The organism is Mesorhizobium sp. M0047 (assembly GCF_040323315.1).
Lineage (GTDB): Bacteria > Pseudomonadota > Alphaproteobacteria > Rhizobiales > Rhizobiaceae > Mesorhizobium.
Genome location: NZ_JAMYUW010000015.1, coordinates 113,944 through 139,534 on the forward strand (window position 1 = coordinate 113,944; position 25,591 = coordinate 139,534).

The following is a 25,591-nucleotide window of genomic DNA, read 5'->3' on the forward strand; positions in this document are numbered from 1 at the left end:
GCTCGTATGCCGGATAGAAAATGCGCGCCGTCGCTATGGACGGCGCGCCGCAATTTCAGGCCGATTAGGCCGGGGTCATCAAGGCCGGCAGCAGCGCACCCGACACATGCTGCACAACATTGACGCCCTTGGCATGCACGATCGGCTGCGCGTACTGGATCAGCGGCAGCACATAGGCCTGCTCGGCGATATATTTGTCGACTGCCTTCCAGCCGGCGATGCGCTTGGCCTCGTCCTTCTCGCCCCATAGCGGGTTGATCATGTCGATCAGGTCCTGGCTGTCCCATACCGAATGCGGGCTCGGGCCATACATGGCAAAGCCGGTCGAGGTGGTCGGATCGCCGATGGCGTTGCCCCAATTGTAGAAGGCGGCCGGCGCCAGCTTGTCGGCGGCGCGAAGCTCGTAGTGCTTGGCGATCTCGTAGACTTCGATCGTCGCCTCGATGCCCACCTTGCGCCACATGCCGACGATCGCCTGGATCATCTCATAGTCCTTGGGCTTGAAGCCCTTGGTCGTCTGGATGGTGAACTTGACCGGCTTTTCCGGCGAGTAGCCGGAGGCGGCCAGCAGTTCCTTGGCCTTCGCCGGGTTGTGCTCGACCTTGATCGACGCGTCGTAGGCCGCGTATTCCGGCGTCTCCAGCGTGTCGATCGGCTGGCCGTAGCCGCGCAGCAGGCGGTCGACCAACAGCTTCTTGTCGATCGATATGACGGCCGCCTGGCGCACGTTCTTGTCCAGCATCGCCTCGATGTCGTTGAAGAAGATCATGCCGATGTCGGAGACGTTCTTGCACGAGCCGGCCAGCCCGTCCTTGGCGATCAGCCGGTCATACTCCTCATAGGGAATTTCGAGCGTCACCTGCGAGGAACCGGACTCGATCTCGGCGACGCGGCTCGCCGCGTCAGTGACGAACTTGATCGTCATATTCTCGAAGGCCGGCTTGCCGCCCCAGTAGTTCGGGTTGGCCTTCAGCCGCAGGAAGGCATTACGCTCGAATTTTTCGACCATGTAGGGGCCGGTACCGATCGGCGCTTTCTCGAAACCTTCAGCGCCCACCTTCTCGTAATAGGCCTTCGGCATGATGTAGCCGGTCAGGAACGACATCCATTTGAAATACACCGGGTCGAACTGCACGACGTCGCCGGTGATCTTGTTGCCGTCGATCTTGAAGTTGTTGACGTTCTTCCAGACGAACTGGATCGGGTTGCCGGTCTTTTCGTCACCCGCCCGCTGCAGCGACCAGACCACGTCTTCGGCCGTGAACGGCGAGCCGTCGTGCCAGGTCACGCCTTCGCGCACCGTCATCATGATCTTGGTGCGGTCGTCGTTCCAGCCCCATTCGGTGAGCAGTCCCGGCGCGAAGGACAGGTCTGGCTTCTGCGGGATGAATTGGTCGAACACCGACTGGTAGAGCCCCTGGATCGTCGGGTTGACGGCCGAGGGGCCGGTGGTCGGATCCCAGGATGGCAGGTTGACGTTATAGGCGATGGTCAGTTCACCGGCCGCCTTGGCGATCTGCGGCAGGCCGACGGCGGCGACCCCGAGTGCTGCGGCACTGTATCCCAGCAATTCACGTCTGTTGATTGTCATGGTCGTTCCCCTTGTTGGTTTTCTGTTTTCGTCGCGCGGCGTCGTCAGTTCATTGGCTCAGGCTCCTTGGGCAGCAGCGCCTTGCCTCCTTCGCCTGTGTGAAATCTTCGGCTCCTACCTCCCGCCAAGCTGTTGCGCGAGCATGTGTCCGGAAGCCGCACCGGTGCCGGCGCCCGGCCATGTCGCCGCCCCAGTGAGATGCAGATGCGCCACTGGTGTGTTCCAGCCCGCATATCCGCGCGCCGGGCGAAACAGGAAATTCTGCGCCAGATGATGGCTGCCGCAAACCTGGTCGCCACCGACGAGGTTTGGGTTTTCGCGCTCGAGATCGATGGGCGAGAAGGCGGCGCGGCCGAGGATCTTGTTTCGCAAGCCAGGCGCGTAGGTCTCGATCATGTCGAGGACGCGCTCGGCGTAGACCTCCTTGACCTGGTCCCAATGCGCCGGCGTGATCTTGCCGGCCGCATCGCCTGTGATTTCGGCGGGCAGCATGCGCACCTGCACCCACAGCACATGTTTGCCCTCAGGCGCCCGCGACGGATCGATCGCGGTCGGCTGGCCGACAACCAGCACCGGCTCGTCCGGCAACATGCCCGCCATCGCCTGTTGATAGGTGCGCGACATGGCGTCGAGCGACGGTGACAGATGCACATAGGCGAATTGCCGAAGCTCGGGTCCGGCGCGCCAGTCCGGCAAATTGTCCAGCGCCAGATGGATCATCATTGTACCCGGCGCATGGCGGAATTTCTGCATCGCCGTGTCGAAACCAGTGTCGCCCGAACCATTGGGCAACAGCTTGCCAGTCAGCGCCTTCGGCGCGACGCCGGCGATCACAGCCTTGGTGGCGGTGTGAGTCTCACCGGAAGCGAGTCTCACACCGGTCGCCCTGCCGGCGGAAACCGTGATCTCGGCCACTTCGGCGCCAGTCACGATCTTGCCGCCGGCTGATGTGACCATGCCTGACAGGGCGCGGATGATTGTGTCGGCGCCGCCCTTGCCCAGCACCATGCCAAAGCTCTGGTTGGCCATCGATTCCAGATAGGGGAACACGGCACCGCCGGCGATGTCGGGAGCAAAGTCGAGATGCATGCCCCAGGTGGCGAGCGTCGCCCTGATATGAGGCGACTCGAAGTTTTCCTCCAGCCAGGCGCGGGGTGAGGACAGCAGCAGCCGTCCCGTATCGAGCGCCCCCGACATGCCCTTCTTGCGCCACAGGTTCCACGCGGTGCCGGCAAGAGCACGTGCGCTCATCGGCGAACCCAGCAGCCGAAACAGGTGCTCGGCCTCCGCCGGGAAGGCAGAGACCAGTCGGCGCCACGTCGCGGCATCGGCCGCGGAAAAGGCGGCCATGCGGGCAGTGGTCTTTTCCAGATCGTTGCTGACGCCGAACCAGCGGCCGTCCGGAAAGGCGCTGGCGAAACAATCGGCGACCGGCGCGAATTCCAGTCCCTGTGCTTTCAATTCATTTGCATATTTCCGGTGGAAGGCCGAGCCGGCAAACAGGCTCAGATTCATTGCGCCGAAGTCGTGGCGGAAGCCGGGAAGGGTGAATTCGCGGGTCTGGACGGCGCCGCCGATTGTTGCACTGCGCTCGAAAATCCCGGTTTTCCAGCCTTTGAGCGCCAGATGCGCGGCGCATGCCAGAGTGTTGTGGCCCGCCCCGACAAAGATGGCGTCAAATTCGCTCACGCCCCGGTCCCATTTCCTTTATGCTTAAAGATAATTGCAGATGCATATGTTTTCGTCTAGTAGGATATTAAGGGCCGAGACGAGCTTTGATCATCACGTGAAAGAGGGAACAGAGACCATGGACACCCAAAAACTCCTCGGCGAAGTCGCCGGCCAGCTTCTTTCAGGCGCCATCAAGGTGGTCGACCTGACGGCGCCGCTCGGGCCCGACACGCCGCTGATCAAGCTGCCGCCGGAACTCGCGGTCGACACGCCGAAGATCGAGATCCACTCGATCTCGCGCTACGACAAGAACGGCCCCTGGTGGGCCTGGAACTGGCTGAAGCTCGGCGAGCATTCGGGCACGCATTTCGATGCGCCGCAGCACTGGATTTCCGGCAAGGACTATGCCGACGGCGCCACCGACACCATTCCGGCGCAGAATTTCGTCGGCCCGGTTAATGTCATCGACTGTTCGAAGGAAGCCGCCGCCGACCCTGATTTCCTGCTCACCGTCGATCACATCAAGGCGTGGGAAGCCAGGCATGGCGCGATCAATGCCGGCGAATGGGTGGTGATGCGCACCGACTGGTACAAGCGCAACGGCTCGGAAGCCGAGTTCCTCAACGCCAACGAGACCGGCCCGCATACGCCTGGCCCGACGGCGGAAGCCATCCAGTTCCTGATCAGCAAGGACATCAAGGGCTGGGGCTCAGAGACGATCGGCACCGACGCCGGCAAGGCCGGCGGCATGGAGCCGCCATTCCCGGCGCACACGCTGATGCACAAGGCCAACCGTTACGGCCTCGCCAGCCTCTGCAACCTCGACCAGCTGCCGCCGAAGGGCGCTATCCTGATCGCCGCACCGCTCAAGATCGAACACGGCACCGGCAGCCCGATCCGCGCGCTGGCGCTGGTTTCGAAGCAATAGGTGAGATTGGGTCTTCGGGAGAAGATCATGCGTGAAGGCGAAACTGGGTTGATGGTGTGGCAACCGTGCAGCGCTAGCGCTCTACGGCGCCCCCCTCTGTCCTGCCGGACATCTCCCCCTCAAGGGGGGAGATTGGCAGCTTCGGCACCCCGTTCGTTCCTGCAGCGTTACAGATTGGCGAAAGCAGTTGTGACAGCCGATCTCCCCCCAAGAGGGGGAGATGTCCGGCAGGACAGAGGGGGGCGCGAAGGAACGCGACCTCGTTCGATTGAATCGCATCTCCCGGAGATGGAGAGCAAGTGTCGATGAAGGCGCCCGATCACATCATCGTCGGCAGCGGCATCAACGCGCTGGTCTGCGCGGCGATGCTTGGCGGCAAGGGTGCCAAGGTGCTCGTGCTGGAGCGCAATGACCGCATTGGCGGCTGCATACGCACAGAGGAGATCACCGCGCCCGGCTTCATCCATGATGTGATGGCGACGACCTTCGTCCTGTTCATCACCTCGCCGGCCTTTGCGGCACTCGGCGCCGATCTTGCGCGGCACGGGCTGGAATTCTGCCATACCGGCACGCCGACCGGCGTGCTGCGGCCGGACGGCAGCCATGCCGTGCTCACCACCGACCGCGCCGCCAATGTCGCCGCCCTCAATACGATTGCGGCAGGCGACGGCGACCGGCACGCGGAGGATGTCGGCGGTATCGAGCGCAATGCCGGCCTGCTGTTCGGCCTGCTTGGCGGCAGCCTGTGGTCCTATCCGACCGCGAAGCTGCTGGCCGGCGATGCCTGGCGGCGTGGCCCACGCGGCCTTGCCGCCTTTCTAGGGGAGGCGCTTGTGCCGGCACGGAGCTGGCTTGAAAGCACCTACAAGTCCGATACCATCCACGCACTGTGGGCGCCCTGGGTTTTGCATGCCGGTCTTGGACCGGAGGACGCGTTCTCCGGCCAGATCGCCAAGGTCATTGCCTTCGCGCTGGAAGCGGCCGGAGCGCCGATCGTCAAGGGTGGGGCGAAGAACCTGCTGTCGGCCTTCGAGGCGCTCGTTATCGAACGCGGTGGCGTCATCTCCACAGAAGCGGACGTCGCCTCAATCATCGTGACCGGGGGCCGCGCCACCGGTGTGCGGCTGGCCTCGGGCGAAACCGTCCATGCCAAGAAGAGCGTCATCTGCTCGGTCACGCCGACGCAGCTTTATGGCCGGCTGCTCGGCGCGGATGCGCCCAAAGCCGATGTCGAGGCGACGCAGAAATACCGCTACGGCAAAGGCAATTTCCAGATCCACTACGCCCTGAGCAAGCCGCCGGCATGGCGCGGCGAAGGCCTAGACAAGGTCGCCCTGCTGCACCTGACGCCGGGACTGGATGGCGTGTCGAAAGCCTGCAATGAGGCGGCGCGCGGCGTGCTGCCGGAGGTGCCGACCATCTGTGTCGGCCAGCCGCACGCGCTCGATCCGTCGCGCTGCCCGGAGGGCAAGGCGATCCTGTGGCTCCAGCTGCCCGAGGCGCCCCGCCACATCAAAGGCGATGCGGCAGGCAAGCTGCAGGCACCGGCTGATGGGCAATGGACCGACTTGCTGCGCGAAGCCTATGCCGACCGTGCAGAAGCGATCCTTGCCAGCCACATCGACGGCTTTAGGGACAGCGTCATCGCGCGCCGCGCCTATTCGCCCGCTGACCTCGAAGCGATGAACATCAATCTGGTCGGCGGCGACCCCTATGGCGGCTCCTCGACCATCGACCAGTCGTTCCTGTGGCGGCCGTTCAAGACTAGCCGCAACCATCAGACCGGCATCAAGAACCTCTACCATATCGGCGCCTCGACCCATCCGGGTGCGGGCCTTGGTGGCGGCTCCGGTTTTCTCCTGGCGGGGAGGCTGTGATGGAAGAGAAGGTTGCGCAAAAGCGCCAGCGCATCTCGACCCTGGGGCAGATCGGCCTGCAGCAATTCGCGCCCTATCTGATGAACCGCATCATGGGTCGCTACAATGCCACCCTGCGCGACGATTTCCGCAAGCAGGGGCTAACCATTCCGCAGGTCCGCACGCTCGCCGTGCTGTCGGTCATCGACGGCATCACTGTCAACGACCTCTCGGTCTATACCGTCATCGAGCAGTCGACCTTGAGCCGGACGCTCGACTCGCTTGAGGGCCAGGGTCTGGTGCGGCGCGAGCAGGGCGTCACCGACAGCCGCATCCGCCACGTGTTCCTGACCGACGAGGGCCGCGCCGAGTTCACCCGCGCCTGGCCGGCCATGCATGACGCATTCGAGGCGATGTTCGACGACGTCGACGATGCCGAATACGCTGCGCTGATTGCGACGCTGCAGAAGATGCTGAAGAACATTCGCAAGCACGACATCTAGACCTATGCCACCGGCCTCGGGCGGCAACGGAAGGATTGAAAAAATGGCCGAACGGTCTTTTGCCAAGGAAGTCGAGAAGCTTCGGCTCGGCGCCGGCGAGGAATTTGCCGGCGAAGGCATCCTCGCCATCACCAAGGCGCTGCTGCAATGCGGCGTCGGCTATGTCGGCGGCTACCAGGGCGCGCCGATCAGTCACCTGATGGACGTGCTGGCCGACGCACAGGACATTCTGGGCGAGCTCGGCGTGCATTTCGAGGCTAGTGCCTCGGAAGCCACCGCCACCGCCATGCTGGCCGCCTCGGTGCACTACCCGATCCGTGGCGCTGCGACCTTCAAGTCGACGGTCGGCACCAATGTCGCCTCCGACGCGCTCGCCAATCTCGCGTCCGGCGGTGTCACCGGCGGCGCACTGATCATCGTCGGCGAGGATTACGGCGAGGGCTCCTCGATCATGCAGGAACGCAGCCATGCCTTCGCCATGAAAAGCCAGGTCTGGCTGCTCGACCCGCGCCCCAATCTGCCGTCGATCGTCAAGGCGGTGGAGGACGGCTTCGAGCTGTCGGAGATCTCCAACACGCCGGTCATGCTGCAGGTTCGCATCCGCTGCTGCCATGTCCACGGCCATTTCATCGCCAAGGACAACAAGCGGCCGCCGATGACGGTCGCCGATGCGCTCGACGCACCACGCCGCGACACCGGCCGCATCGTGCTGCCGCCCGCATCCTTCCTGCATGAGAAGGAGAAGGTGCAGAAACGTTGGCCGGCGGCGGTGGAGTTCATCGCCAAGAACAGGATCAACGAATTCTTCGGGTCCGATCACGGCTCGGTCGGCATCGTGATGCAGGGCGGCATGTACAATTCGGTCATTCGCGCGTTGCAACGTCTCGGCCTTGCCGACACCTATGGCGACACCGATGTGCCGCTCTACGTGCTCAACGCCGTTTACCCCTTGATCGACGACGAGTTCCTGTCCTTTTGCGAAGGCAAGCAGTCGGTGCTGGTCGTCGAGGAGGGCCAGCCCAATTACATCGAACAGGCCTTCGCCGCGATGCTGCACAAGGCCGGGCGAGGCACCAGGCTGGTCGGCAAGGAGCATCTGCCGATGGCCGGCGAATACACCGGCCAGGTCATGCTCGACGGCATCGGCGCCTTCCTGCGCGCCGAGGCGCCGCATCTGCTGCCGGGCGAGGTACGCGCCCCCAACAAGGTCGGCGACGGCGTCGATACAGCCGACCTGATCAATGTCGTTCCAGGACGACCGCCCGGTTTCTGCATCGGCTGCCCGGAGCGGCCGATCTTTGCCGCGACCAAGCTGGTCGAGCAGGAACTCGGCAACCACCACATCGCCTCCGACATCGGTTGCCATCTGTTTTCGATCATGCCGCCTTTCGAGCTCGGCGCCACCACCATGGGCTACGGGCTGGGGCCGGCCTCGGCCTCGGCATTCAACTCGCCCGATGCCAAGCGCCGTTCGATCTCCTTCGTCGGCGATGGCGGATTCTGGCACAACGGCCTGACCTCCTCGATCGGCAATGCGGTCTTCAACAAGAACGATGGCGTCATCGTCATCGTCGACAATTTCTATTCGGCCGCCACCGGTGGGCAGGACATCTTGTCGTCCCGCGCGGGCAACAAGACCAAGTCGACGAAGCATCCGATCACTGAGGCGGTGAAAGGGATGGGCGTCAAATGGCTGCGCCATGTCGACGGCACCTATGACGTGACCAAGATGCAGGACACGTTGCGTGAGGCGCTGACGACGGACGAGAAGGGGCCGAAGGTCATCGTCGCCTCGTCCGAATGCATGCTCAACCGCCAGCGCCGCGAAAAGCCGCTGGTCGACAAGGCAATCAAGGGCGGCGAGCGGGTGATAAAACCGAAGTTCGGCGTCGACGAGGACGTCTGCACCGGCGACCATGCCTGCATGCGGCTGTCGGGCTGTCCGTCGCTGTCGGTCAAGTCGCTCGACGATCCACTGCGCGACGATCCGGTGGCGCATATCGACCAGAGCTGCGTCGGCTGCGGCAATTGCGGCGAGGTCGCCGATGCGGCGGTGTTGTGCCCATCCTTCTACCGTGCCGACGTCGTGCACAATCCGAGCCGTTGGGACCGCACCCTCGAAGCGGTGCGCCGCGCCACCATCAGCCTGTTGCAGCGCCGCCGCGAAAGCCGGCGCCTGACCTTCGCCGATGCTTGACGCTGTCCCGCCATTTCGCGCCCGGCCCGGCGCCCAGGACGGCGAGCGCGTCATCAAGCTTGCCGTGCTGGCGGTCGGTGGCCAGGGCGGCGGCGTGCTGGCCGACTGGATCACCGATGTCGCCGAGCGCAACGGCTATGTTGCACAATCGACCTCGGTCGCCGGCGTCGCCCAGCGCACCGGCGCCACCATTTACTATGTCGAGATGGCCCGCGACACCGGCCGGCTGCCGGTCTTCGCGCTGTCGCCCTCGCAAGGTGACGTCGACATCCTGATCGCGGCGGAACTGATGGAAGCCGGCCGCGCCATCATCCGCGGCTTCGTCACGCCCGAGCGTACCACGCTGATCGCCTCGTCGCATCGCATCGCTGCCGTGTCGGAAAAGATCGAACCGGGCGATGGCCGCGCCTCGTCCTCCAAAGTGCATGCGACGGCGGAAGCCGCCGCGAAGCGCTTCATCGCTTTCGACATGGAAAAGATCGCCGCCGACAATGGCTCGATGATCTCGGCCAGCCTGCTTGGCGCGCTGGCGGGGTCCGACGCCCTGCCGTTCTCTCGCGAGAGCTACGAACAGGCGATCGGTGCCGGTGGCCGGGGCGTCAAGGCCAGCCTCGCCGCCTTCGGTGCTGCGTTCGATCGCACGCGCGGTACGGCAGCGCCGGCGCAGAAGCAAGCTGAGCCCGCGCTTGTCGAATCTGTCCTGGGCGCCGGACGCGTCAGCGGTCCACAAAACCTGCTACAAGGCTGGCAGGCCCTGGCCGCCCGTATCGATCTGATGCCGGTGGCGGTGCGCGACATGGCGCTTCGGGGCCTGCGAAAGGTCGTCGACTATCAGGACATCGCCTACGGGCGCGAGTATCTCGACCGGCTGGACAAGGCGGTTGCGCTGGACGGGCCGGATCGCGGATATGGCTTGTCCATCGCTGCGGCGAAGCATCTGGCCAATGCGCTGTGTTACGACGACATGATCCGCGTCGCCGATCTGAAGACACGCTCCACACGCAACAGGCGCGTGCGCCACGAGGTCGGCGTCAAGGACGGCTCGATCCTGCAGGTGACCGAGTATTTCCATCCGCGCATCGAGGAATTCTGCGGCACCCTGCCAGCGGGTCTGGGCAGCTACATCGAGGACCGGCCGAAGCTGGCCGCCTTTCTCGACCGCCGCGTCAACCATGGCCGCCGCATCCGCACCGACAGTTTTGCCGGCTTTGCAGCACTCTGGTTCATCGGCGGCCTGCGCCGCTGGCGCCGCAGCCTGCTGCGCCACAAGGTCGAGATGGCGCATCTCGATCGCTGGTACGCGCTGGCGCTCGACCATGTGCCCCGGGATTACGCGCTGGCCGTCGAGATCCTCAATTGCCGCCGGCTGATCAAGGGCTACAGCGACACCCATGTCCGCGCCCAGTCGAAATTCGACCGCGTGCTGTCCGCGCTCGATCTGGTCAAGGGCCGAGCGGATGCCGCCGACTGGATCCGTCGCCTGCGCGAGATGGCGCTGAAGGACGAGAAGGGCGACATGCTCGACGGCGCGTTGAAGACGGTGGCGACGCTGGGGCCGGATCCAGTCAGTTGAAATAGCTGGCAGGCACCCATCGGGGCCGGCGGCCCTTCGGATGGCGGCGACACGGGCGAAGGGCGAGCGCATCTTCGCCAAAGGCATCGACCACGCCTCCGGCACACTGCGTCAGCCTGGCCGCTAGTCCGACTGTTCGGCCGCAATCAGTTGTTCAGGCTTGAACCCGGCATGTTGCGGGGTCCACACTTCGCCCTCGCGATTGAACCAGTGGCACAGATACATGCCCGAGGCAGCGCTATCGCTCACCGTCATCCTGGGGCCCCCGGATTTCAGCCTGACGACGTCTCCAGTCTTGAAAGTATTGGGCATTTTGACCTCCCATGCTGAGGCCACGAGTTTCACACCAAACCAGGGCCTCGACAATGGCAGATGTGTTTCGCCGGCGCCGCATTCCTTTGCACCAGCAGCGCGACGACGGGCCAGGACGTCGTGAGCATGAACAGGTGCGAAGGCGATGCATCGCGGGTGAATTTCGGTGAGGTCGAGAGGGTCGCCGACCGTTCTGGTCGATGTGGTTCGCGGCGGTTCGATCGATCTGCTCGGTCTTAACCTTTCCGTAAACATTTGGCCGTTACTTGGACACCGATGGCCTCGTGGCGGAGCGGCTACGCTGGAGACGGCAAATCTCTGAAGCCTCGGTTCGATCCCGAGGCGAGGCCTCCACCTTTCCAAGCTGCTGTCGGACCATCAGCGGATGCCAATCCCGTCCGGCAAGCATTCAGGAACACAATCACCAAAGAAATGATAGGCCGGACGCAAGGGGCTTAGCGCCAGTGGGGCGCCATCAATAGTTCTTTTGGGGGGATGGTGCCGCTTGCGTGACTCGAACACGCGACCCCCGCATTACGAATGCGGTGCTCTACCAACTGAGCTAAAGCGGCCCGGGAGGCTAAGGCCTCCAAGATGCGGGGGTTGATAGACGCAACCGGCCGCGAATTCAAGATGCGACTTGGCGATTCATGCGAGCGTGTCATGCCGTCGTCGAAAGCCGGCCGCCGCCTTGTTCGCAAATCGGTCGCGAGGTCACGCTGCGTGCCTCCGGCGCGTGCAAATCGATGAAACATGCTGATTTCGTTGCCGGAACAGCGCCGCAATGGACTTTGCATACCTCTCCAAGGCAGAATGCGCCGTTCGCCCGTTGATTGATTGGCCGCCTGCGGCTAACGATCACGGCAAGGTTGGCGAACGGACAGAGGGACCCGCTTGGACGCGATCGAAAAAGCGATCCGGAACGCCTTGGAGAAAGGCAATGCCGAGGACCGCGCGTTCCGCGAAAGGGTCTATCGTGCGGCTTTTTCCGCGCTCGATCGCGCGCTAAAGGCCAATCCGGACGTGACCGTGGAACTCGCCATCAAGCGCCGTAAGGCGATCCAGGCGAAAATCACCGAGATCGAATCCGAGTTCCTGCCGGCGGTGCCGGATGTCGGCCCGCAGGGCGATGCCCCGGCGGTCGAGCTTGGTGCGGACTCCGCTCCAGCGGCCGAGGCCGGCCAACATCCATCGGCACCCGCTGTCGTCGACGGGCCTGTGCAACCCGCCTCGGATGCGCCGCGCTCTGCCTCAGATGCGCCGCGCTCGCGCGTGCTGCCCGTCGTTCCCGATATCATGCCGGACGCTGCCCTTCCCGACGCCCCGTCCATCGACATGTCGGCTCCGGGCTCGGCCGGTGCCGCCGCGGAAGTGGCGCCCGATCGCGATGAACGGCGCATAAGGGGACGTCGCCTGCCGCTGACCGCCATCTTCCTGACCGTGACGCTGCTTGCCGCTGTTGGCATCGGCCTGTTCTTCGCCGTGCAGACCGGCGTCTTCAAGACACAGGCGCAGCTTGATACTGCCCCGCCGCAGGCGCCGCCGACCGTCAACGACGACGATTTCACACCGCCCGGCGGACCGGCAAAGCCCGGTGCCGCGGATCAGGCACACGACTGGATCAACGTGTTTTCGCCGACCGACGCGTCACATGTCAGCGCCCCGTCCGACGCCAAGGCCGAGGTGATGAAGGACGATACCGGCTCGTTCCTGCGCATACGCTCTGGAGCGTCCGGTTCGGCGATCAGCTTCGATGTCGGGCAAGGCGTGCTGGAGAAGCTCGCCGGCAAACATGCCGTGTTCGACATCATTGCCCGCTCCGAGGAAGGCAAGGAGACGCAAGTTTCCGTCGACTGCAATTTCGGAGAACTGGGCGATTGCGGCCGCAAGCGCTACGCGGTCGGCCAGCAGCAGAACGAATATCTGTTCGACGTGAAGTTTCCCGACAAGCGTCCCGGTTCTGCGGGCACCATCGCCATCAATTCCGACTTCGACAAGCAGGGCAAGGCCGCCGACATCTACGAAATCCGTGTTTCGGTCGAGCCGTAAGCCCCGACGCTGAAAAGGCCGCTCTAGCGGTCGAGCAGCGCCTGCAGCGTCTCGATCCGATCGGCCTCGTTGGCCGGCTTGTCCCAGCGCAATCGTGATACGCGGGGAAAGCGCATGGCGACGCCGGATTTGTGCCGGGTCGAGCGGTTGAGCCCCTCGAAGGCGACTTCCAGCACAAGGCCGTTGTCGCGGTCGGCCCGCACCGAGCGCACCGGGCCGAAACGCTCGACCGTGTTGTCGCGGACATATTTGTCGATCTGCCTCAGCTCCTCGTCGGTGAAGCCAAAATAGGCCTTGCCGACCGGCACCAGCTCCTCCTCGCCTTCGGGACCGGACCAGACACCGAACGTATAATCCGAGTAGAAACTCGAGCGCTTGCCATGACCGCGCTGCGCATACATCAGCACCGCGTCCACAGTGTGCGGATCGCGCTTCCACTTGAACCAAGGGCCTTTCGGCCGGCCGGCGACATAGGCTGAGTCCCAGCGCTTCAGCATGACACCTTCGATGATTGGATGCAGCGGTACCCGCCGCAGTTCTTCCAGCGCATGCCAGTCCGAGAATTCGACGAACGGCGACAGATCGAACCGGCTTGGGTCGAGCGTCTTCACGAAGGTATCGAGGCGGCCGCGTCGCTCGCGAAACGGCAGCGCGCGCAAATCCTCGTCGCCGATCTGCAGCACATCATAGCAGCGCATGAAGGCCGGGTATTGCTGCTGCATCTTCGCGGTAACCGTCTTGCGGTTCAGCCGCTGCTGCAGATCCGAGAATGTCCCTGTCGCCTCTCGGGGATCACCGACCAACAGCTCGCCGTCCAGCGTCGCGGAAAAAAGCATGGCGTCGGCGAGGTCGGGAAAGGCACCCGAAACATCGTCTCCGGTACGCGAATAGAGCCGGCGGATGCCGCCTTCGGCCACCGCCTGGACGCGGATGCCGTCCCATTTCCACTCGGCCGCATAATCGGCCGGATCGAGCTTTTCGAGATCGCCGTCACCCACCGGGTTCGACAGCATTACCGGGCGAAACAGCGCCATCGCCGTGTTCCGGGGCTTTTCGGCCTTGCCTTCCAGCCACGCGAACAGCGCCGTGTAGGGCGGCGACAGCCCGTGCCAAAGCTCTTCGATCTCGGTGACATCGACCTTGCCGAAATCCGCCAGCGCCTGCTTCGCCAGCCGCGCCGACACGCCGATGCGCAGGCCGCCGGTGACCAGCTTGATGATGGCAAAGCGGGCCGAGATGCCGGCGCTATCGAGCAGCCCCGCCAGCACCTTCGGTCCGTCGGAACGGCTTGCCGCCTGCAGTTTGGCGACGACCTCGCCCAGCGTCGGCTCGCGGTTGGGGATGTTTCCGGACGTTTGCGGCCAGACCAGCGAGACCGTTTCGGCAAGATCGCCGACATAGTCGTAGGAATAGCCGAACAGCACCGGATCCATGCGCTCGGTGACCAGCGTGCGCAGCATCGCCGGCTTGACCGCCGCGATGTGGAGGTCGCCGGTGATGGCCGCCAGCGCCAAACCGCGATCGGGATCCTCCACGGTGCGGAAATAGTCCGTCAGCAAGGTCAGCTTGCCGTTACGCGACGGCGTCAGCACCAGGCGATCGAGAAGTTCGGCGAAGCGGTTCATGCCATCAATCGCCCTCGTCCTCGTACCCCACCAGGTGCAGCGGCCGGGCGGCGATGCCTTCGAGTTCGCACCAGCGTACCAACGCTTCCTCGCGGCCATGCGTCACCCAGATTTCCTCGGCTCCGGTCTGCTTGATGGTGGCGGTCAGTTCGTCCCAGTCGGCATGGTCCGAGATGATAAGCGGCAGTTCGACGCCGCCTTGCTTGGCGCGCTGGCGGATGCGCATCCAGCCTGAGGCAAAGCACGAGATCGGATCGGGAAAGCGCCTTGCCCAGCGGTCTGCGAAGGCCGATGGCGGGCCGACGACGATGGCGCTGGCGAAATCATCCCTGCCGCCGCTTTCTACGGTTGCCGGCTCCAGCTGCCCAAGGTCGATGCCCTGGCTCTGGTAGTATTCGCTCAGTTTGGCCAGTGCGCCGTGGATGTAGAGCGGCCGGTCGTAGCCGGCGTCGCGCAACAGCCGCATCACCCTCTGCGCTTTTCCGAGCGCATAGGCGCCGACCAGATGCGAGCGTTCGGGAAACTGTGCCGCCGATTTCAGCAGGCGAGCGATCTCCTCGGTGTCGGGTGGATGACGGAATACCGGCAGGCCGAAGGTCGCTTCGGTGATGAACACATCGCACCGGATCGGCTCGAATGGCGCGCAGGTGGCGTCCCTCTGCCGCTTGTAGTCGCCGGAGGCGACGATGCGCGTGCCCTGATGCTCAACTGATATCTGCGCCGAGCCCAGCACATGGCCGGCTGGATGGAAGCTGACGCTGACGCCGTCGAGGACGATCGTCTCGCCGAGCCCGGCTGCTTGCGTCGTTCCCGCAAAATCCTCGCCGTAGCGCAGCCCCATGATGTCGAGCGTCTGCTGCGTCGCCAGCACCGAGCGGTGGCCGGAACGCGCGTGGTCGGAATGGCCGTGCGTGATCAACGCCCGGTTGACCGGCCGCACCGGGTCGATGAAGAAATCGCCTGGCGGGCAATAAAGGCCCTCGGGCCGGGGATGAAGCAAGTCGCTGGCGCGCATGGTCGCAAGATAGGATATAATTCCGCCGCGGGAAGCCTGTTGTAAGTGACTGCTGACTCCCGCATACAGCACCGCTGGATCGATCCGCCGACAGGACCAACCGTCATGAAACCGCTTCAGGCCTCGTCCGGCGACTTGAACGCCGATCGCCGTGCCGAATATGCCGAGATGCTCCATGCGGATGGCGCTCACGCGGCAGCGGCTGAATTGCTGCTCGGCGCGCTGGAAATGACACCGCAATGGGCGATGGGCTGGTTTCGTCTCGGCGAAATGCAGCAGGCGGCGGGCGCGCCGGATCTGGCAGCACGGGCCTGGACGATGTCGCTGCAACTCGATCCATCGGATCGACAAGGCGCCGCCCTGAACCTTCAATTGATCGGCAAGGCGCCGGCGCTCGTCGCGCTGCCCAGCGCCTTCGTCGAGACTTTGTTCGACCACTATGCCGAGAGCTTCGATGAATCGCTGGTCGATAGACTGGGCTACCGGCTGCCTGAGCTGCTCGACCAGGCCATTCGAGCGGCGAGGCCGAGCCGCTTCGCGCTGGCGCTCGATCTCGGCTGCGGCACCGGCTTGATGGGGCAGAGGCTGCGGCCGATCGTCGATCGGCTCGAGGGTTACGACATTTCGGCCAGGATGCTGAGAAAGGCGCGGACGAAGGGCGTCTACGATGTCCTGGGCAAGGCCGATCTGCGGGATTTTGTCCATGCCGGCCCGGCCGATCTGGTGACTGTGGCCGATGTCTTCATCTATGTCGGTGCGCTCGATGGCGCGGTGAGGACGATTGCCGGCTTGCTGGCCAAGGACGGCCTGTTTGCGTTTTCCGTCGAGGGGCTGGCCGGAAATGGCGATTTTGCCTTGCAGCCGTCGCGCCGCTACGCACATGCGGAACACTATGTGCGTGACGTCCTGGCTGCCAACGGATTTTCGGTCCTGTCGCTGGAAACGACCGTGATCAGGCAAGACCGGCGCGAACCCGTCAACGGGCTGGTCGTTGTGGCGGGCAAGTTGCCGGCCGCTTGAGGATACTGTCTCGCCGGCCTCACAAATATTCGTGCTGCCAAAAAAGTCCGATTTGCATGCGCGACTGATATTTGCGATCTGGTCGGATCAGGGCGCGATATCAGGAGGAGCATCTCGATGCGCTGGAACATGATGATCTTGGCATCTTGCGTGCTGACAGCCGGCTGCGTTGGCGGCACCTCGATGTCGGAACGCCAGGACGCCAACATCCAGTCGTCCCTGCAGTATGACAGCGTGCCGTGCGATCAGTTGCTAGCACAGCGCAACGGGTTGGCGCAGCAATACAAACTTCCGACGACGGCCAAGCCGACATTCTCCAACCCGGCGATGGGCTTCGGCCCGTTCACGCCGGACATGCGCTCCAAGGTCAAGCGCGATACCGACCAGGCGAGCGGCGAGATCGATGCCATGAACCGGTCGATCAATCGCCGCCAGTGCGGCCAACCGGACAAGCAGAAGAAATTGGCGTTGCCTGGCTAATACCCCGCCTTGCGGTCCACCAGATTGTCGAGCTTTTCGCCGCGCTCGAAGGCGTCCATCTGGCGCAGCATGATCGGCGCCAGATGGACGGGGTCGGAAGTCGCTGCCGCGTGCGGCGTGACGAACACTTTTGGATGTCCCCACATAGGACTGGTCTTCGGCAGCGGCTCGACTTCGAACACGTCAAGGCTCGCCTCCTTCAGCGTGCCGTCATCCAGCGCCCGCAAAATGTCGGCGTCCTTTTGCAGGCGGCCGCGTCCGGCATTGATCAGCACCGAGCCGCCGAGGCCGTTGCGCTTCCGCAATTCCTTCAGCACGCCATAGTTGATGATGCCCTTGGTGTCCGGCGTCAGCGGCAAAAGTACGACAAGGATGTCAGTCGCCTTGAGGAAGGGGATCAATCCGGCCTCGCCGGAATAGGTCGCCACGCCTTCCATAGCCTTGTCGCTGCGCGACCAGCCGTTCACGGCAAAGCCGAGCGATAGCAGCACCGAGGCTGCCGCGCGGCCGAGGCTGCCGAGGCCCATGATACCGACGGAAATGTCGCCGGCCGGCCTTTGCTGCGGCTCGTGCCAGATCTTCTTCGACTGCTGCGACCGGTAAAGCAGGCATTGGCGGTGATGGTCGAGAACCCGCCAGACGACGTATTCGGTCATGTACTGGGTGAGGTTGCCGGCGACGACCTTGACGATCGGAACGTCGGGCAGCCCGGGGTCGGCGAAGATGTGGTCGACACCCGCTCCGATCGAGAAGATGGCGCGCAGATTGGGCAGCGAGGCCAGCAGGTTCGGCTTCTGCTTCCACACCACCGCATAGGTGATCGAAGGATCGCTGGCGCCGTCCGGTTCCAGCACCACCTCGCGTTCGGCCGACAGGAGTTCGCGCCAGCGCTGCGGATTGAAGCCGGTGACGGCAAGCAGGATGCGGCCTTTTTCCATTGCGATCTTTTAGTCCCTCTGCACGCAAATTACTCGCTGACGATGCCGACCGGCGCCGTTTCTATCTTGAAGGCGGCCGAGATCAGCGCCCGAGTATAGTCGGTTTGCGGATTTTCAAAAATCTGCCGGGAAGGGCCGGCTTCGACGATCCTGCCATTGCGCATGACGATGACGTCGTTGGCGAGCGCGCGGATAACCTTCAAATCGTGGCTGATGAAGAGATAGGCGAGGTCGTGCTTGGCCTGCAGGCTGCGCAACAGGTCGACGACCTGTGCCTGTACGCTCATGTCGAGCGCCGATGTCGGTTCGTCCAGCATGACGAAGCGCGGGTTGAGCACCATGGCGCGCGCGATGGCGACGCGCTGGCGCTGGCCGCCGGAGAATTCGTGCGGATAGCGGTTGCGCGTCGCCGGATCGAGGCCGACCTCCTTCAGCACGGCCGCCACCTTGTCGTCGCGCTGGTCGGGCGACAGCTTCGGCTCGTGGATCTTCAGGCCTTCCTCGATGATCTCGGCGATCGACATGCGCGGGCTGAGCGAGCCGAATGGATCCTGGAAGACGATCTGCAACTCGCGCCTGAGCGGCCGCATGGCGTTGAAGGTGAGCTGGTTGATGTCGCGCCCGTTGAACTGGATGGCTCCGGTCGAGGAGATCATGCGCGCCAGCGCCAGGCCGAGCGTCGTCTTGCCGGACCCGGATTCGCCGACCACGCCAAGCGTCTGGCCGGCCCGCACGGTGACATCGATGCCGTCGACCGCCTTCACATTGTCGACGGTGCGGCGGAAGAAGCCCTGCTTGATCGGGAACCAGACCTTTATGTCCTTGCCCATCATCACCGGTTTGGCGGCGGCATTGGCCGCCGGCGGCTTGCCCTTCGGCTCAGCCGCCAGCAGATGTTTTGTATAGGCATGCTGCGGATTGGCGAAAATCTCCTTGGTCGGACCGGTCTCGACGATCTTGCCCTTGGTCATCACGCAGACCCGGTCGGCAATCTTGCGCACGATGCCGAGATCGTGGGTGATGAACAGCATCGACATGCCTTTGCGGCTCTTCAAGCCGGCCAGCAGCTCGAGGATCTGCGCCTGCACGGTGACGTCGAGCGCCGTCGTCGGCTCGTCGGCGATCAGCAATTCGGGCTCGTTGGCCAGCGCCATGGCGATCATGACGCGCTGACGCTGACCGCCGGACAGCTGGTGCGGATAGGCATCGAGGCGTTTTTGCGGATCGCGGATGCCGACCTCGTTGAGCAAGGCCAGCGTGCGCGCCTTGGCCGGGCGGTCGGCCATACCCTGATGCAGCTTCAGGATCTCGACGATCTGCTGCTCGATCGTGTGCAGCGGATTGAGCGAGGTCATCGGCTCCTGGAAGATCATGGTGATCTTGTTGCCACGCACCTGCCGCAACTGCTTCTCGCTCATCGCAAGCAGGTCGGCGCCCTGGAACAGGATCTTTCCCGAGGGGTGGCTGGCACTGGGATAGGGCAACAGCTTCAGCACCGACAGCGCTGACACCGATTTGCCGGAGCCGGATTCGCCGACTAGCGCTACCGTCTCGCCCTTGGCGATGTCGAACGAGATGTGGTCGACCGCCGTCGACTGGCCGCCGCCCTGGCTAAAGGCGACGCTGAGGTCCTGAACGCTGAGCAGGGGGGCTCCGCTCATCTGAACGTCTTGCGCGGATCGAAGGCATCGCGCGTCGCCTCACCGACGAAGACCAGCAGCGACAGCATCAGCGAGATGACGATGAAGCCCGAAATGCCGAGCCACGGCGCGTTGAGGTTTCGCTGCGCCTGCTTGAGCAGTTCGCCGAGCGACGCGGAGCCGGGCGGCAGGCCGAAGCCGAGATAATCGAGCGAAGTCAGCGTCGAGATCGACCCTGAGAGCAGGAAGGGCATGAAGGTCAAAGTCGCCACCATGGCGTTGGGCAACAGGTGCCGGAACATGATGGTGCGGTTGGGCACGCCGAGCGCGCGCGCCGCGTTGACATATTCGAAGTTGCGGGCGCGCAGGAACTCGGCCCGCACCACGCCGACCAGCGCTACCCAGGAGAACAGGAGCATCAGGCCGAGCAGGATGAAGAAGCCCGGCGGCAGGATGGCAGCTATGATGAGCAGGAGATAGAGCACCGGGATCGCCGACCAGATTTCGATGAAACGCTGGAACAGCAGATCCGTCCAGCCACCGAAATAGCCTTGCACGGCGCCGGCCGCGACGCCGATCAGTGCCGAGCCAGCAGTCAGGATCAGCCCGAACAGCACCGAGATGCGAAACCCGTAGATGACGCGCGCCAGCACGTCGCGCGCCTGATCGTCGGTGCCGAGCCAGTTCCAGTTGCCGACGATGCAGGCCGGATCGGCCGGACCTTGGGGATATTGGTTGCATCGCGTCTTGGCATCGTACTCCCAGGACGGCTTGGCGGGAGCTGCTTCCGGGATTGCGTTGTTGACGGTCTGGTAGGAGTACCGCACCGGCGGCCAGATCATCCAGCCATTGGCGTTGATCTCGTCCTGTATGACCGGGTCGCGATAGTCGGTGACGGCATAGAAGCCGCCGAACTTTTCCTCGGGGTAGGCGACCAGCACCGGAAACAGGATCTCGCCCTTGTAGGAAGCGATGATCGGCTTGTCGTTGGCGATGAACTCGGCAAACAGCGACAGCACGAACAGGACGAGGAATATCCATAGCGACCAGTAGCCGCGCCGGTTGGCTTTGAAGTTCTGCAGGCGGCGCTTGTTGAGCGGCGACAGCCAGGGCCGCGCGATCCGCTGCGGCGCCGCCTCTGTGGTCGCGGTAGCATCCGACATCAGACGTCTCTCCGCTCGAAATCGATGCGCGGATCGACCCAGGTGTAGATCAGGTCGGACAGCAACCCAACGAACAGCCCAAGCAGCGAGAAGATGTAGAGGTTGGCGAACACCACAGGATAGTCGCGCTCGACCACAGACCTGAAGCCGAGCAGGCCTAGGCCATCCAACGAAAAGATGTTCTCGATCAGCAGCGAGCCGGTGAAAAAGGCCGAGATGAAGGCGCCGGGAAAACCGGCGATGACGATCAGCATGGCGTTGCGGAAAACGTGGCCATAGAGCACCTGTCGCTCCGAAAGGCCCTTGGCCCGCGCCGTCACCACGTACTGCTTGCGGATCTCTTCCAGGAACGAGTTCTTGGTCAACAGCGTCGTGGTGGCGAAGGCCGACAGCACCAGCGCCGTCAGCGGCAAGGTCATGTGCCAGAAATAATCGACGATCTTGCCCCACCAGGACAGCTGATCCCAATTGTCCGAGGTGAGGCCGCGCAGCGGAAACCAGTCCCAGAACGACCCGCCGGCGAACAGCACCATCAGCATGATGCCGAACAGGAACCCTGGGATGGCATAGCCGACGATGACGACGCCGCTGGTCCAGACGTCGAACGGAGAGCCGTCCTTGACGGCCTTTCGGATGCCGAGCGGGATAGAGATCAGGTAGGATAGAAGCGTGATCCACAGGCCGATCGAGATCGATACCGGCATTTTTTCGAGGATCAGGTCGAGCACCGAAATGTCGCGGAAATAGCTGTCGCCGAAATCGAACCTGATATAGTTCCACAACATCATGCCGAAGCGCTCGAGCGGCGGCTTGTCGAAGCCGAACTGCTTTTCCAGCTTCTTGATGAATTCCGGATCGAGGCCCTGCGCGCCGCGATATTTCGAGCTGACGTCGCCGGCAACGTCAAAATTGGCGCTGCCGCCCGCGTCGCCACCGCCACCACCGCCGAGGCGGTCGCTGCCGCCCTGGTTGGTCAACCTGGCGATGACCTGCTCCACCGGCCCGCCGGGGGCGAACTGGATGACGGCGAAGGATATCGCCATGATGCCGAACAGCGTCGGGATCATCAACAGGATGCGGCGCAGGATATAGGCGCCCATCAGGCTTTCTGTCCTCGTTGGACTGATATCTCAGGCTTTGCCAATTTTTGCCGCCTTGCCCTTGTCGAACCACCACAGCGCCTCGACCGGAAAGCCGAAATCGGGCTTCTGCTCGGGAAAGCCGAACATGTCCCAAAAGGCGCTTCGGTGATTCGCCAGGAACCAACTTGGAATCCAATCGCGCCGTGCGCGCAAGGCCCGATCGAGCGCCCGCATCGCAACGGTCAGGCTTTCCCGATCCTTGGCCGCGCCGACGGCGTCGATCAGTTTGTCGATCGCAGGATCTGCGATGCCCGGCAGGTTGCGCGAGCCGGACACTTTTGCCATGCTTGAATGGAAGAAGGTTTCGAGGTCATCGCGCGTTGGCGTCGCGCTGAACGAGAAAGCGGCCGACAGCAGATCGAAATCGAACGTCGCCTGTCTGGCTTGATATTGCGCCGAATCGACCAGCCGGATCGTGGCGTCGATGCCGATCGCCTTCATATTGGCGACCCAGGGCGAATAGATTTGGACGAAGGTATCGTCGTCGACCATAAACTCGGCCGAAAGCCGGCCGCCCTTGTCGTTGACAACAAAATCGCCCGACCTTTTCCAGCCGGCCGCAGCCAGAAGCTTCGCTGCCTGGCCAAGCAGCTTGCGGTCACGGCCGGAGCCGTCGGACGGGGGCTGGCTTACCGCCTCGCCAAAGACCTCCGCTGGGAGCTGTGCGCGCAACGGCTCCAGCAGAGCCAGTTCCTGTGACGACGGCGGTCCTTCTGAGCGAAAGTCCGACTTCTCGAAACAGGACTGCGAGCGCTCATAGGAGCCGTAGAAGAAGTTGCGCCGCGTCCATTCAAAATCGAAGCAGAGAGCGATCGCCTGGCGCACGCGCGCGTCGCGAAATTGCTCGCGTCGCTGGTTGACGGCGGTTCCCTGCATCGTCGGCCGTTTCTCGGCGGGAAATTCGTGCTTGACCACCTTGCCAGCGGTCAGGGCCGGAAAGTCGTAGGCGGTCGCCCAAACGCGCGACGTGAATTCCTCGCGATAGGTGATTTCGCCTTTTTTGAACGCCTCGAAGCCGGCCATGCGGTTCTGGTAGAACTCGATCCGGATAGTGTCGAAATTGTTCATGCCGCGATTGACCGGAAGGTCGCGGCCCCAATAGTCGGCCACCCGGTCGTATTCGATCCACGCGCCGGCCGAGAAGCGACCAACCTTGTAGGCGCCGGAGCCGAGCGGCGGATTCAGTTGCGAGGAGTCGAACGGGTTGGCCGTGTAGAAGGCCTTCGACAGGATAGGGAACTCCACGACATTGAGCACCGTGCGGGCGGACTGCTTGCCGGAAAAATTGAGCTTGAGCGTGTGCTGATCGATGGCGACTGCCTCGTCGAGGTGGATCAAGGACAGCGAAAAGTCGGGATGGCCCTTTTCCTTGAACAGCTTGAAGGTGAAGGCGGCGTCCTCTGCCGTCAGCGGCGTTCCGTCGTGGAAGCGCGCCTGCGGCCTCAGCGAGAACTCGAAGCTGTTGCGGTCGTCGGAAAGCGTCACGCCGTCGGCGAGCTGCCCATAGAGGGCGTCCGGCTCGTCCAGAGCCCTGACCATCAGCGCGTCGAAGCACATCTCCATGCGCGGCGGCGCATCGCCCTTCTGGGTGAAGGAATTCAGCGTGTTGAAGGTCAGCGTGTTCTGGTTGTAGCCCCAGTTCGGCGGCGAGAAGTTGAAGGTGCCGCCCTTCGGCGCATCGACATTCACATAGTCGAAATGGGTGAAATCCGGGCTGTATTTGAGGTCGCCGAAGGCCGACAAGCCGTGCAGCTTCACGCCGGTCGCAATGTCGGCGAAGGCCATGCCCGGCAGCATGGCGGCGGCAGCGGCAGCAGTGCCCAGCGCCAGGAAATCACGGCGGGGCAGCACCGCCATCAATTGCTGCCCCTGTATTTGGCCGCCAGCGCCTTTTCCTTGTCGACGTCGATCCACCAGGAGTCGGGATCATAGCCGGAATAGGCAGGCTGCTTGTCGGGGATGCCGAATTTGTTCCAGTAGGCCACCCATATTGCCGAGCGATGATATTGCGGCACGACATAGAAATTCCACAGCAGCACGCGGTCGAGCGCATGAGTGGCGGCGACGAGATCTTCGCGGTCGGTGGCGAAGATGACGCGGTCGACCAATGCGTCGACGGTCGGATCCTTGATGCCCATCAGATTTCGCGAACCGGGCGTGTCGGCGGCCTTCGAGCTCCAGAAATCGCGCTGCTCATTGCCGGCCGAATCGGACTGGCCGAACAGGCCGGTGACGACATCGAATTCGAAGTGGTTGACGCGGTTGATGTATTGCGTCTGGTCGATGATGCGCAACGTGGCATCAACGCCGATCTTGCGCAGATTGGCGATATAGGGGCTGGCGATCACCTGGTCGGTGTCGTTCCAGCCCAGGATCTCGAACTTGAAGGGAGCGCCGGTCTTGGCATTGACCATCTTGCCGCCCTTGATCACCCAGCCGGCCTTGGCGAAGAGGTCGACGGCCTGTTTGAGGTACTTCCGTTCCGCTTGCGGTGAATCGTAGACCGGCAGCTTGAACTGCTGGGTGAAGAGTTCAGGCGGCAGCTTGTCGCGGTACTTTTCCAGGATTTCCAGTTCCTTGCCTTGCGGCAAACCGCTCGACGCCAGGTCGGTGCCCTGGAAATAGCTTGAAGTACGGGTATTAGAACCGAAGAACAGCGTTCGGTTCATCGACTCGAAATCGAACGGATAGGTCAGCGCCTCGCGCACCAGGCGATCCTGGAACAGCGGCCGCCGTTGATTGAGCACGAATGCCTGCATCGGCTGCGGCGAGTGGCTCTCGAAGACCTTCTTGATGACGTCGCCGGCCTTGATCGCCGGGAAATCATAAGCTGTCGCCCATTTGCGCGAGCTGAATTCGCGGTTGAGGTCTTCCAGCCCGCCCTTGGTGAAGGCCAACCAGGCCGCATTGTCATCGAGTATGTAGGTGAAACGCCGCGTATCGAAATTCTCGCGGCCGATCTTCACCGGCAGCTTGGCCGCCCAATAGTCCGGCACGCGCTGCCAGATGACTTCCGAGCCCGGTTTGAAGCTGGCGATCTTGTAGGCGGCTGAGCCGAGCGGAATCTCCAGCGTCGGCTTGGTGATGTCACGCTTCTTGCCATTGGCATCGGTGCCTTCCCACCAATGTTTCGGCAGCACTGCAAGATCGCCGATGATCTTGGGCAGTTCGCGGTTGCCCTTCTGGTTGAAATGGAACTCGACCTCGTGGTCCGAAATCGCCACCGCATCGGTGACATTTTCGAAGTAGCGGCTGTATTGCGCACTGTTGGCCTTGAGCACCTGGAACGACCAGATCACGTCGTCGACGGTGATCGGCTGGCCGTCATGCCATTTGGCACGCGGGTCGAGCCGGTAGGTCGCCGAGGAATAGTCGGCGGGATATTTGTAGGCGTCGGCGATCAGGGGATGGCTGGTGCTGCCTTCGTCGGTCGCCTGCTCCATCAGCGTGTCGTAGAGCAGGCCGCCGCCGAACCCGACCAGGCCGGCGGCCGGTGATCCCTGTACGATGTAGGGATTGAAACTGTCGAAGGTGCCGAGCACCACCGAATTCAACGTGCCGCCCTTGGGCGCGTTCGGGTTGACGTAGTCGTAGTGCTGGAAGTTGTCGCCGTATTTGGACTCGCCGATCAGCGATGAGGCGGTGCGCCATTCGTCCGCTCGGCTCGTCTGCAATCCTGCCGCCAGAAGGGCTGCCGCCAGCATCGACTTGAGAAGCGTTCGGCCAACCGTCATGCACTATCCTCTTCGCAATGCCCGTTCATGGACAATCTAGACGATTTGGCGCTCGTGAAAACCGCCATGCGCGGCTTTGTCGCCGCATATGCGGCTTTCCTAACGAAAAAGCCGGGCTGAACCCGGCTTTTTCAGGGTCGTCGAGATGGATATC

General features: G+C 63.3%; 19 protein-coding genes and 2 tRNA genes. 9 read left to right on the plus strand and 12 right to left on the minus strand.

Annotated elements, in window-relative coordinates:
• Positions 1-64: 64 nt before the first annotated feature.
• Positions 65-1,591 carry an ABC transporter substrate-binding protein gene (locus NKJ89_RS16960; RefSeq protein WP_352604076.1) on the minus strand — a complete coding sequence of 509 codons (1,527 nt, stop codon included), beginning with the start codon at positions 1,589-1,591 and terminating at the stop codon, positions 65-67.
• 114 nt (positions 1,592-1,705) lie between these two features.
• Positions 1,706-3,280: a phytoene desaturase family protein gene (locus tag NKJ89_RS16965; protein ID WP_352604078.1), complete on the minus strand. Its 1,575-nt coding sequence runs from the start codon at positions 3,278-3,280 to the stop codon at positions 1,706-1,708.
• A 118-nt stretch (positions 3,281-3,398) separates the two neighbouring features.
• Here NKJ89_RS16965 and NKJ89_RS16970 point away from each other — a divergent pair, with 118 nt between their 5' ends.
• From NKJ89_RS16970 to NKJ89_RS16990, 5 genes are all read left to right on the plus strand, one after another.
• Positions 3,399-4,190, plus strand: coding sequence for a cyclase family protein (locus NKJ89_RS16970; RefSeq protein WP_352604080.1), 792 nt, complete (start codon positions 3,399-3,401; stop codon positions 4,188-4,190).
• 305 nt (positions 4,191-4,495) lie between these two features.
• Entirely contained in the window at positions 4,496-6,067 is a 1,572-nt protein-coding gene (locus tag NKJ89_RS16975; RefSeq protein ID WP_352604081.1) for a phytoene desaturase family protein, read from the plus strand.
• On the plus strand, positions 6,067-6,549 hold the full coding sequence (locus tag NKJ89_RS16980; RefSeq protein ID WP_352604083.1) for a MarR family winged helix-turn-helix transcriptional regulator: 483 nt from the start codon (positions 6,067-6,069) through the stop codon (positions 6,547-6,549). Before NKJ89_RS16975 ends, NKJ89_RS16980 begins: the two co-directional genes overlap by 1 nt.
• Before the next feature lie 43 nt (positions 6,550-6,592).
• Entirely contained in the window at positions 6,593-8,746 is a 2,154-nt protein-coding gene (locus NKJ89_RS16985) for a thiamine pyrophosphate-dependent enzyme (protein WP_352604085.1), read from the plus strand.
• A complete protein-coding gene (locus tag NKJ89_RS16990) occupies positions 8,739-10,319 on the plus strand; it encodes an indolepyruvate oxidoreductase subunit beta family protein (RefSeq protein ID WP_352604087.1) in 1,581 nt (526 codons plus the stop codon). The genes NKJ89_RS16985 and NKJ89_RS16990 overlap by 8 nt, the downstream gene beginning before the upstream one ends.
• A 123-nt stretch (positions 10,320-10,442) precedes the next feature.
• Here the strand turns inward: NKJ89_RS16990 and NKJ89_RS16995 are convergent, their stop codons facing one another.
• On the minus strand, positions 10,443-10,631 hold the full coding sequence (locus NKJ89_RS16995) for a YodC family protein (protein ID WP_352604088.1): 189 nt from the start codon (positions 10,629-10,631) through the stop codon (positions 10,443-10,445).
• Positions 10,632-10,909: 278 nt separating this feature from the next.
• Between NKJ89_RS16995 and NKJ89_RS17000 the strand changes: the two genes are divergently transcribed.
• A tRNA-Cys gene (locus NKJ89_RS17000) sits at positions 10,910-10,985 on the plus strand.
• A gap of 142 nt (positions 10,986-11,127) precedes the next feature.
• On the opposite strand, the gene NKJ89_RS17005 is transcribed toward NKJ89_RS17000, so the two are convergent.
• A tRNA-Thr gene (locus NKJ89_RS17005) sits at positions 11,128-11,203 on the minus strand.
• Positions 11,204-11,525: 322 nt separating this feature from the next.
• On the opposite strand from NKJ89_RS17005, the gene NKJ89_RS17010 reads away from it, so the two are divergent.
• Positions 11,526-12,680: a hypothetical protein gene (locus tag NKJ89_RS17010; protein ID WP_023758174.1), complete on the plus strand. Its 1,155-nt coding sequence runs from the start codon at positions 11,526-11,528 to the stop codon at positions 12,678-12,680.
• A 23-nt stretch (positions 12,681-12,703) separates the two neighbouring features.
• Here NKJ89_RS17010 and NKJ89_RS17015 read toward each other — a convergent pair whose 3' ends face one another.
• Both NKJ89_RS17015 and NKJ89_RS17020 read right to left on the minus strand, forming a co-directional pair.
• Positions 12,704-14,305, minus strand: coding sequence for a cisplatin damage response ATP-dependent DNA ligase (locus NKJ89_RS17015; protein ID WP_352604090.1), 1,602 nt, complete (start codon positions 14,303-14,305; stop codon positions 12,704-12,706).
• 4 nt (positions 14,306-14,309) lie between these two features.
• The gene (locus NKJ89_RS17020) at positions 14,310-15,320 is read right to left on the minus strand and encodes a ligase-associated DNA damage response exonuclease (protein WP_352604091.1); all 1,011 of its coding nucleotides are present in this window, start codon (positions 15,318-15,320) and stop codon (positions 14,310-14,312) included.
• Positions 15,321-15,425: 105 nt separating this feature from the next.
• Between NKJ89_RS17020 and NKJ89_RS17025 the strand changes: the two genes are divergently transcribed.
• A complete protein-coding gene (locus NKJ89_RS17025; protein ID WP_352604093.1) occupies positions 15,426-16,340 on the plus strand; it encodes a class I SAM-dependent DNA methyltransferase in 915 nt (304 codons plus the stop codon).
• A gap of 117 nt (positions 16,341-16,457) precedes the next feature.
• Complete coding sequence (locus tag NKJ89_RS17030; RefSeq protein WP_023758170.1) at positions 16,458-16,820, plus strand: hypothetical protein; 363 nt, start codon at positions 16,458-16,460, stop codon at positions 16,818-16,820.
• On the opposite strand, the gene NKJ89_RS17035 is transcribed toward NKJ89_RS17030, so the two are convergent.
• From NKJ89_RS17035 to NKJ89_RS17060, 6 genes are read right to left on the minus strand one after another with little or no spacing between them, the layout of a single operon-like run.
• Positions 16,817-17,758: a 2-hydroxyacid dehydrogenase gene (locus NKJ89_RS17035; protein WP_352604095.1), complete on the minus strand. Its 942-nt coding sequence runs from the start codon at positions 17,756-17,758 to the stop codon at positions 16,817-16,819. The two genes, NKJ89_RS17030 and NKJ89_RS17035, sit on opposite strands and share 4 nt — an antisense overlap.
• Positions 17,759-17,787: 29 nt before the next feature.
• A complete protein-coding gene (locus NKJ89_RS17040; RefSeq protein WP_352604097.1) occupies positions 17,788-19,419 on the minus strand; it encodes an ABC transporter ATP-binding protein in 1,632 nt (543 codons plus the stop codon).
• Positions 19,416-20,561: an ABC transporter permease gene (locus tag NKJ89_RS17045; RefSeq protein WP_352604099.1), complete on the minus strand. Its 1,146-nt coding sequence runs from the start codon at positions 20,559-20,561 to the stop codon at positions 19,416-19,418. Before NKJ89_RS17045 ends, NKJ89_RS17040 begins: the two co-directional genes overlap by 4 nt.
• Positions 20,561-21,661, minus strand: a complete 1,101-nt coding sequence (locus tag NKJ89_RS17050) for a microcin C ABC transporter permease YejB (RefSeq protein WP_352604101.1) — start codon at positions 21,659-21,661, stop codon at positions 20,561-20,563. Before NKJ89_RS17050 ends, NKJ89_RS17045 begins: the two co-directional genes overlap by 1 nt.
• Positions 21,662-21,691: 30 nt before the next feature.
• Complete coding sequence (locus NKJ89_RS17055) at positions 21,692-23,560, minus strand: extracellular solute-binding protein (RefSeq protein WP_352604103.1); 1,869 nt, start codon at positions 23,558-23,560, stop codon at positions 21,692-21,694.
• Entirely contained in the window at positions 23,560-25,437 is a 1,878-nt protein-coding gene (locus NKJ89_RS17060; protein ID WP_352604105.1) for an extracellular solute-binding protein, read from the minus strand. Before NKJ89_RS17060 ends, NKJ89_RS17055 begins: the two co-directional genes overlap by 1 nt.
• Positions 25,438-25,591: the final 154 nt, after the last annotated feature.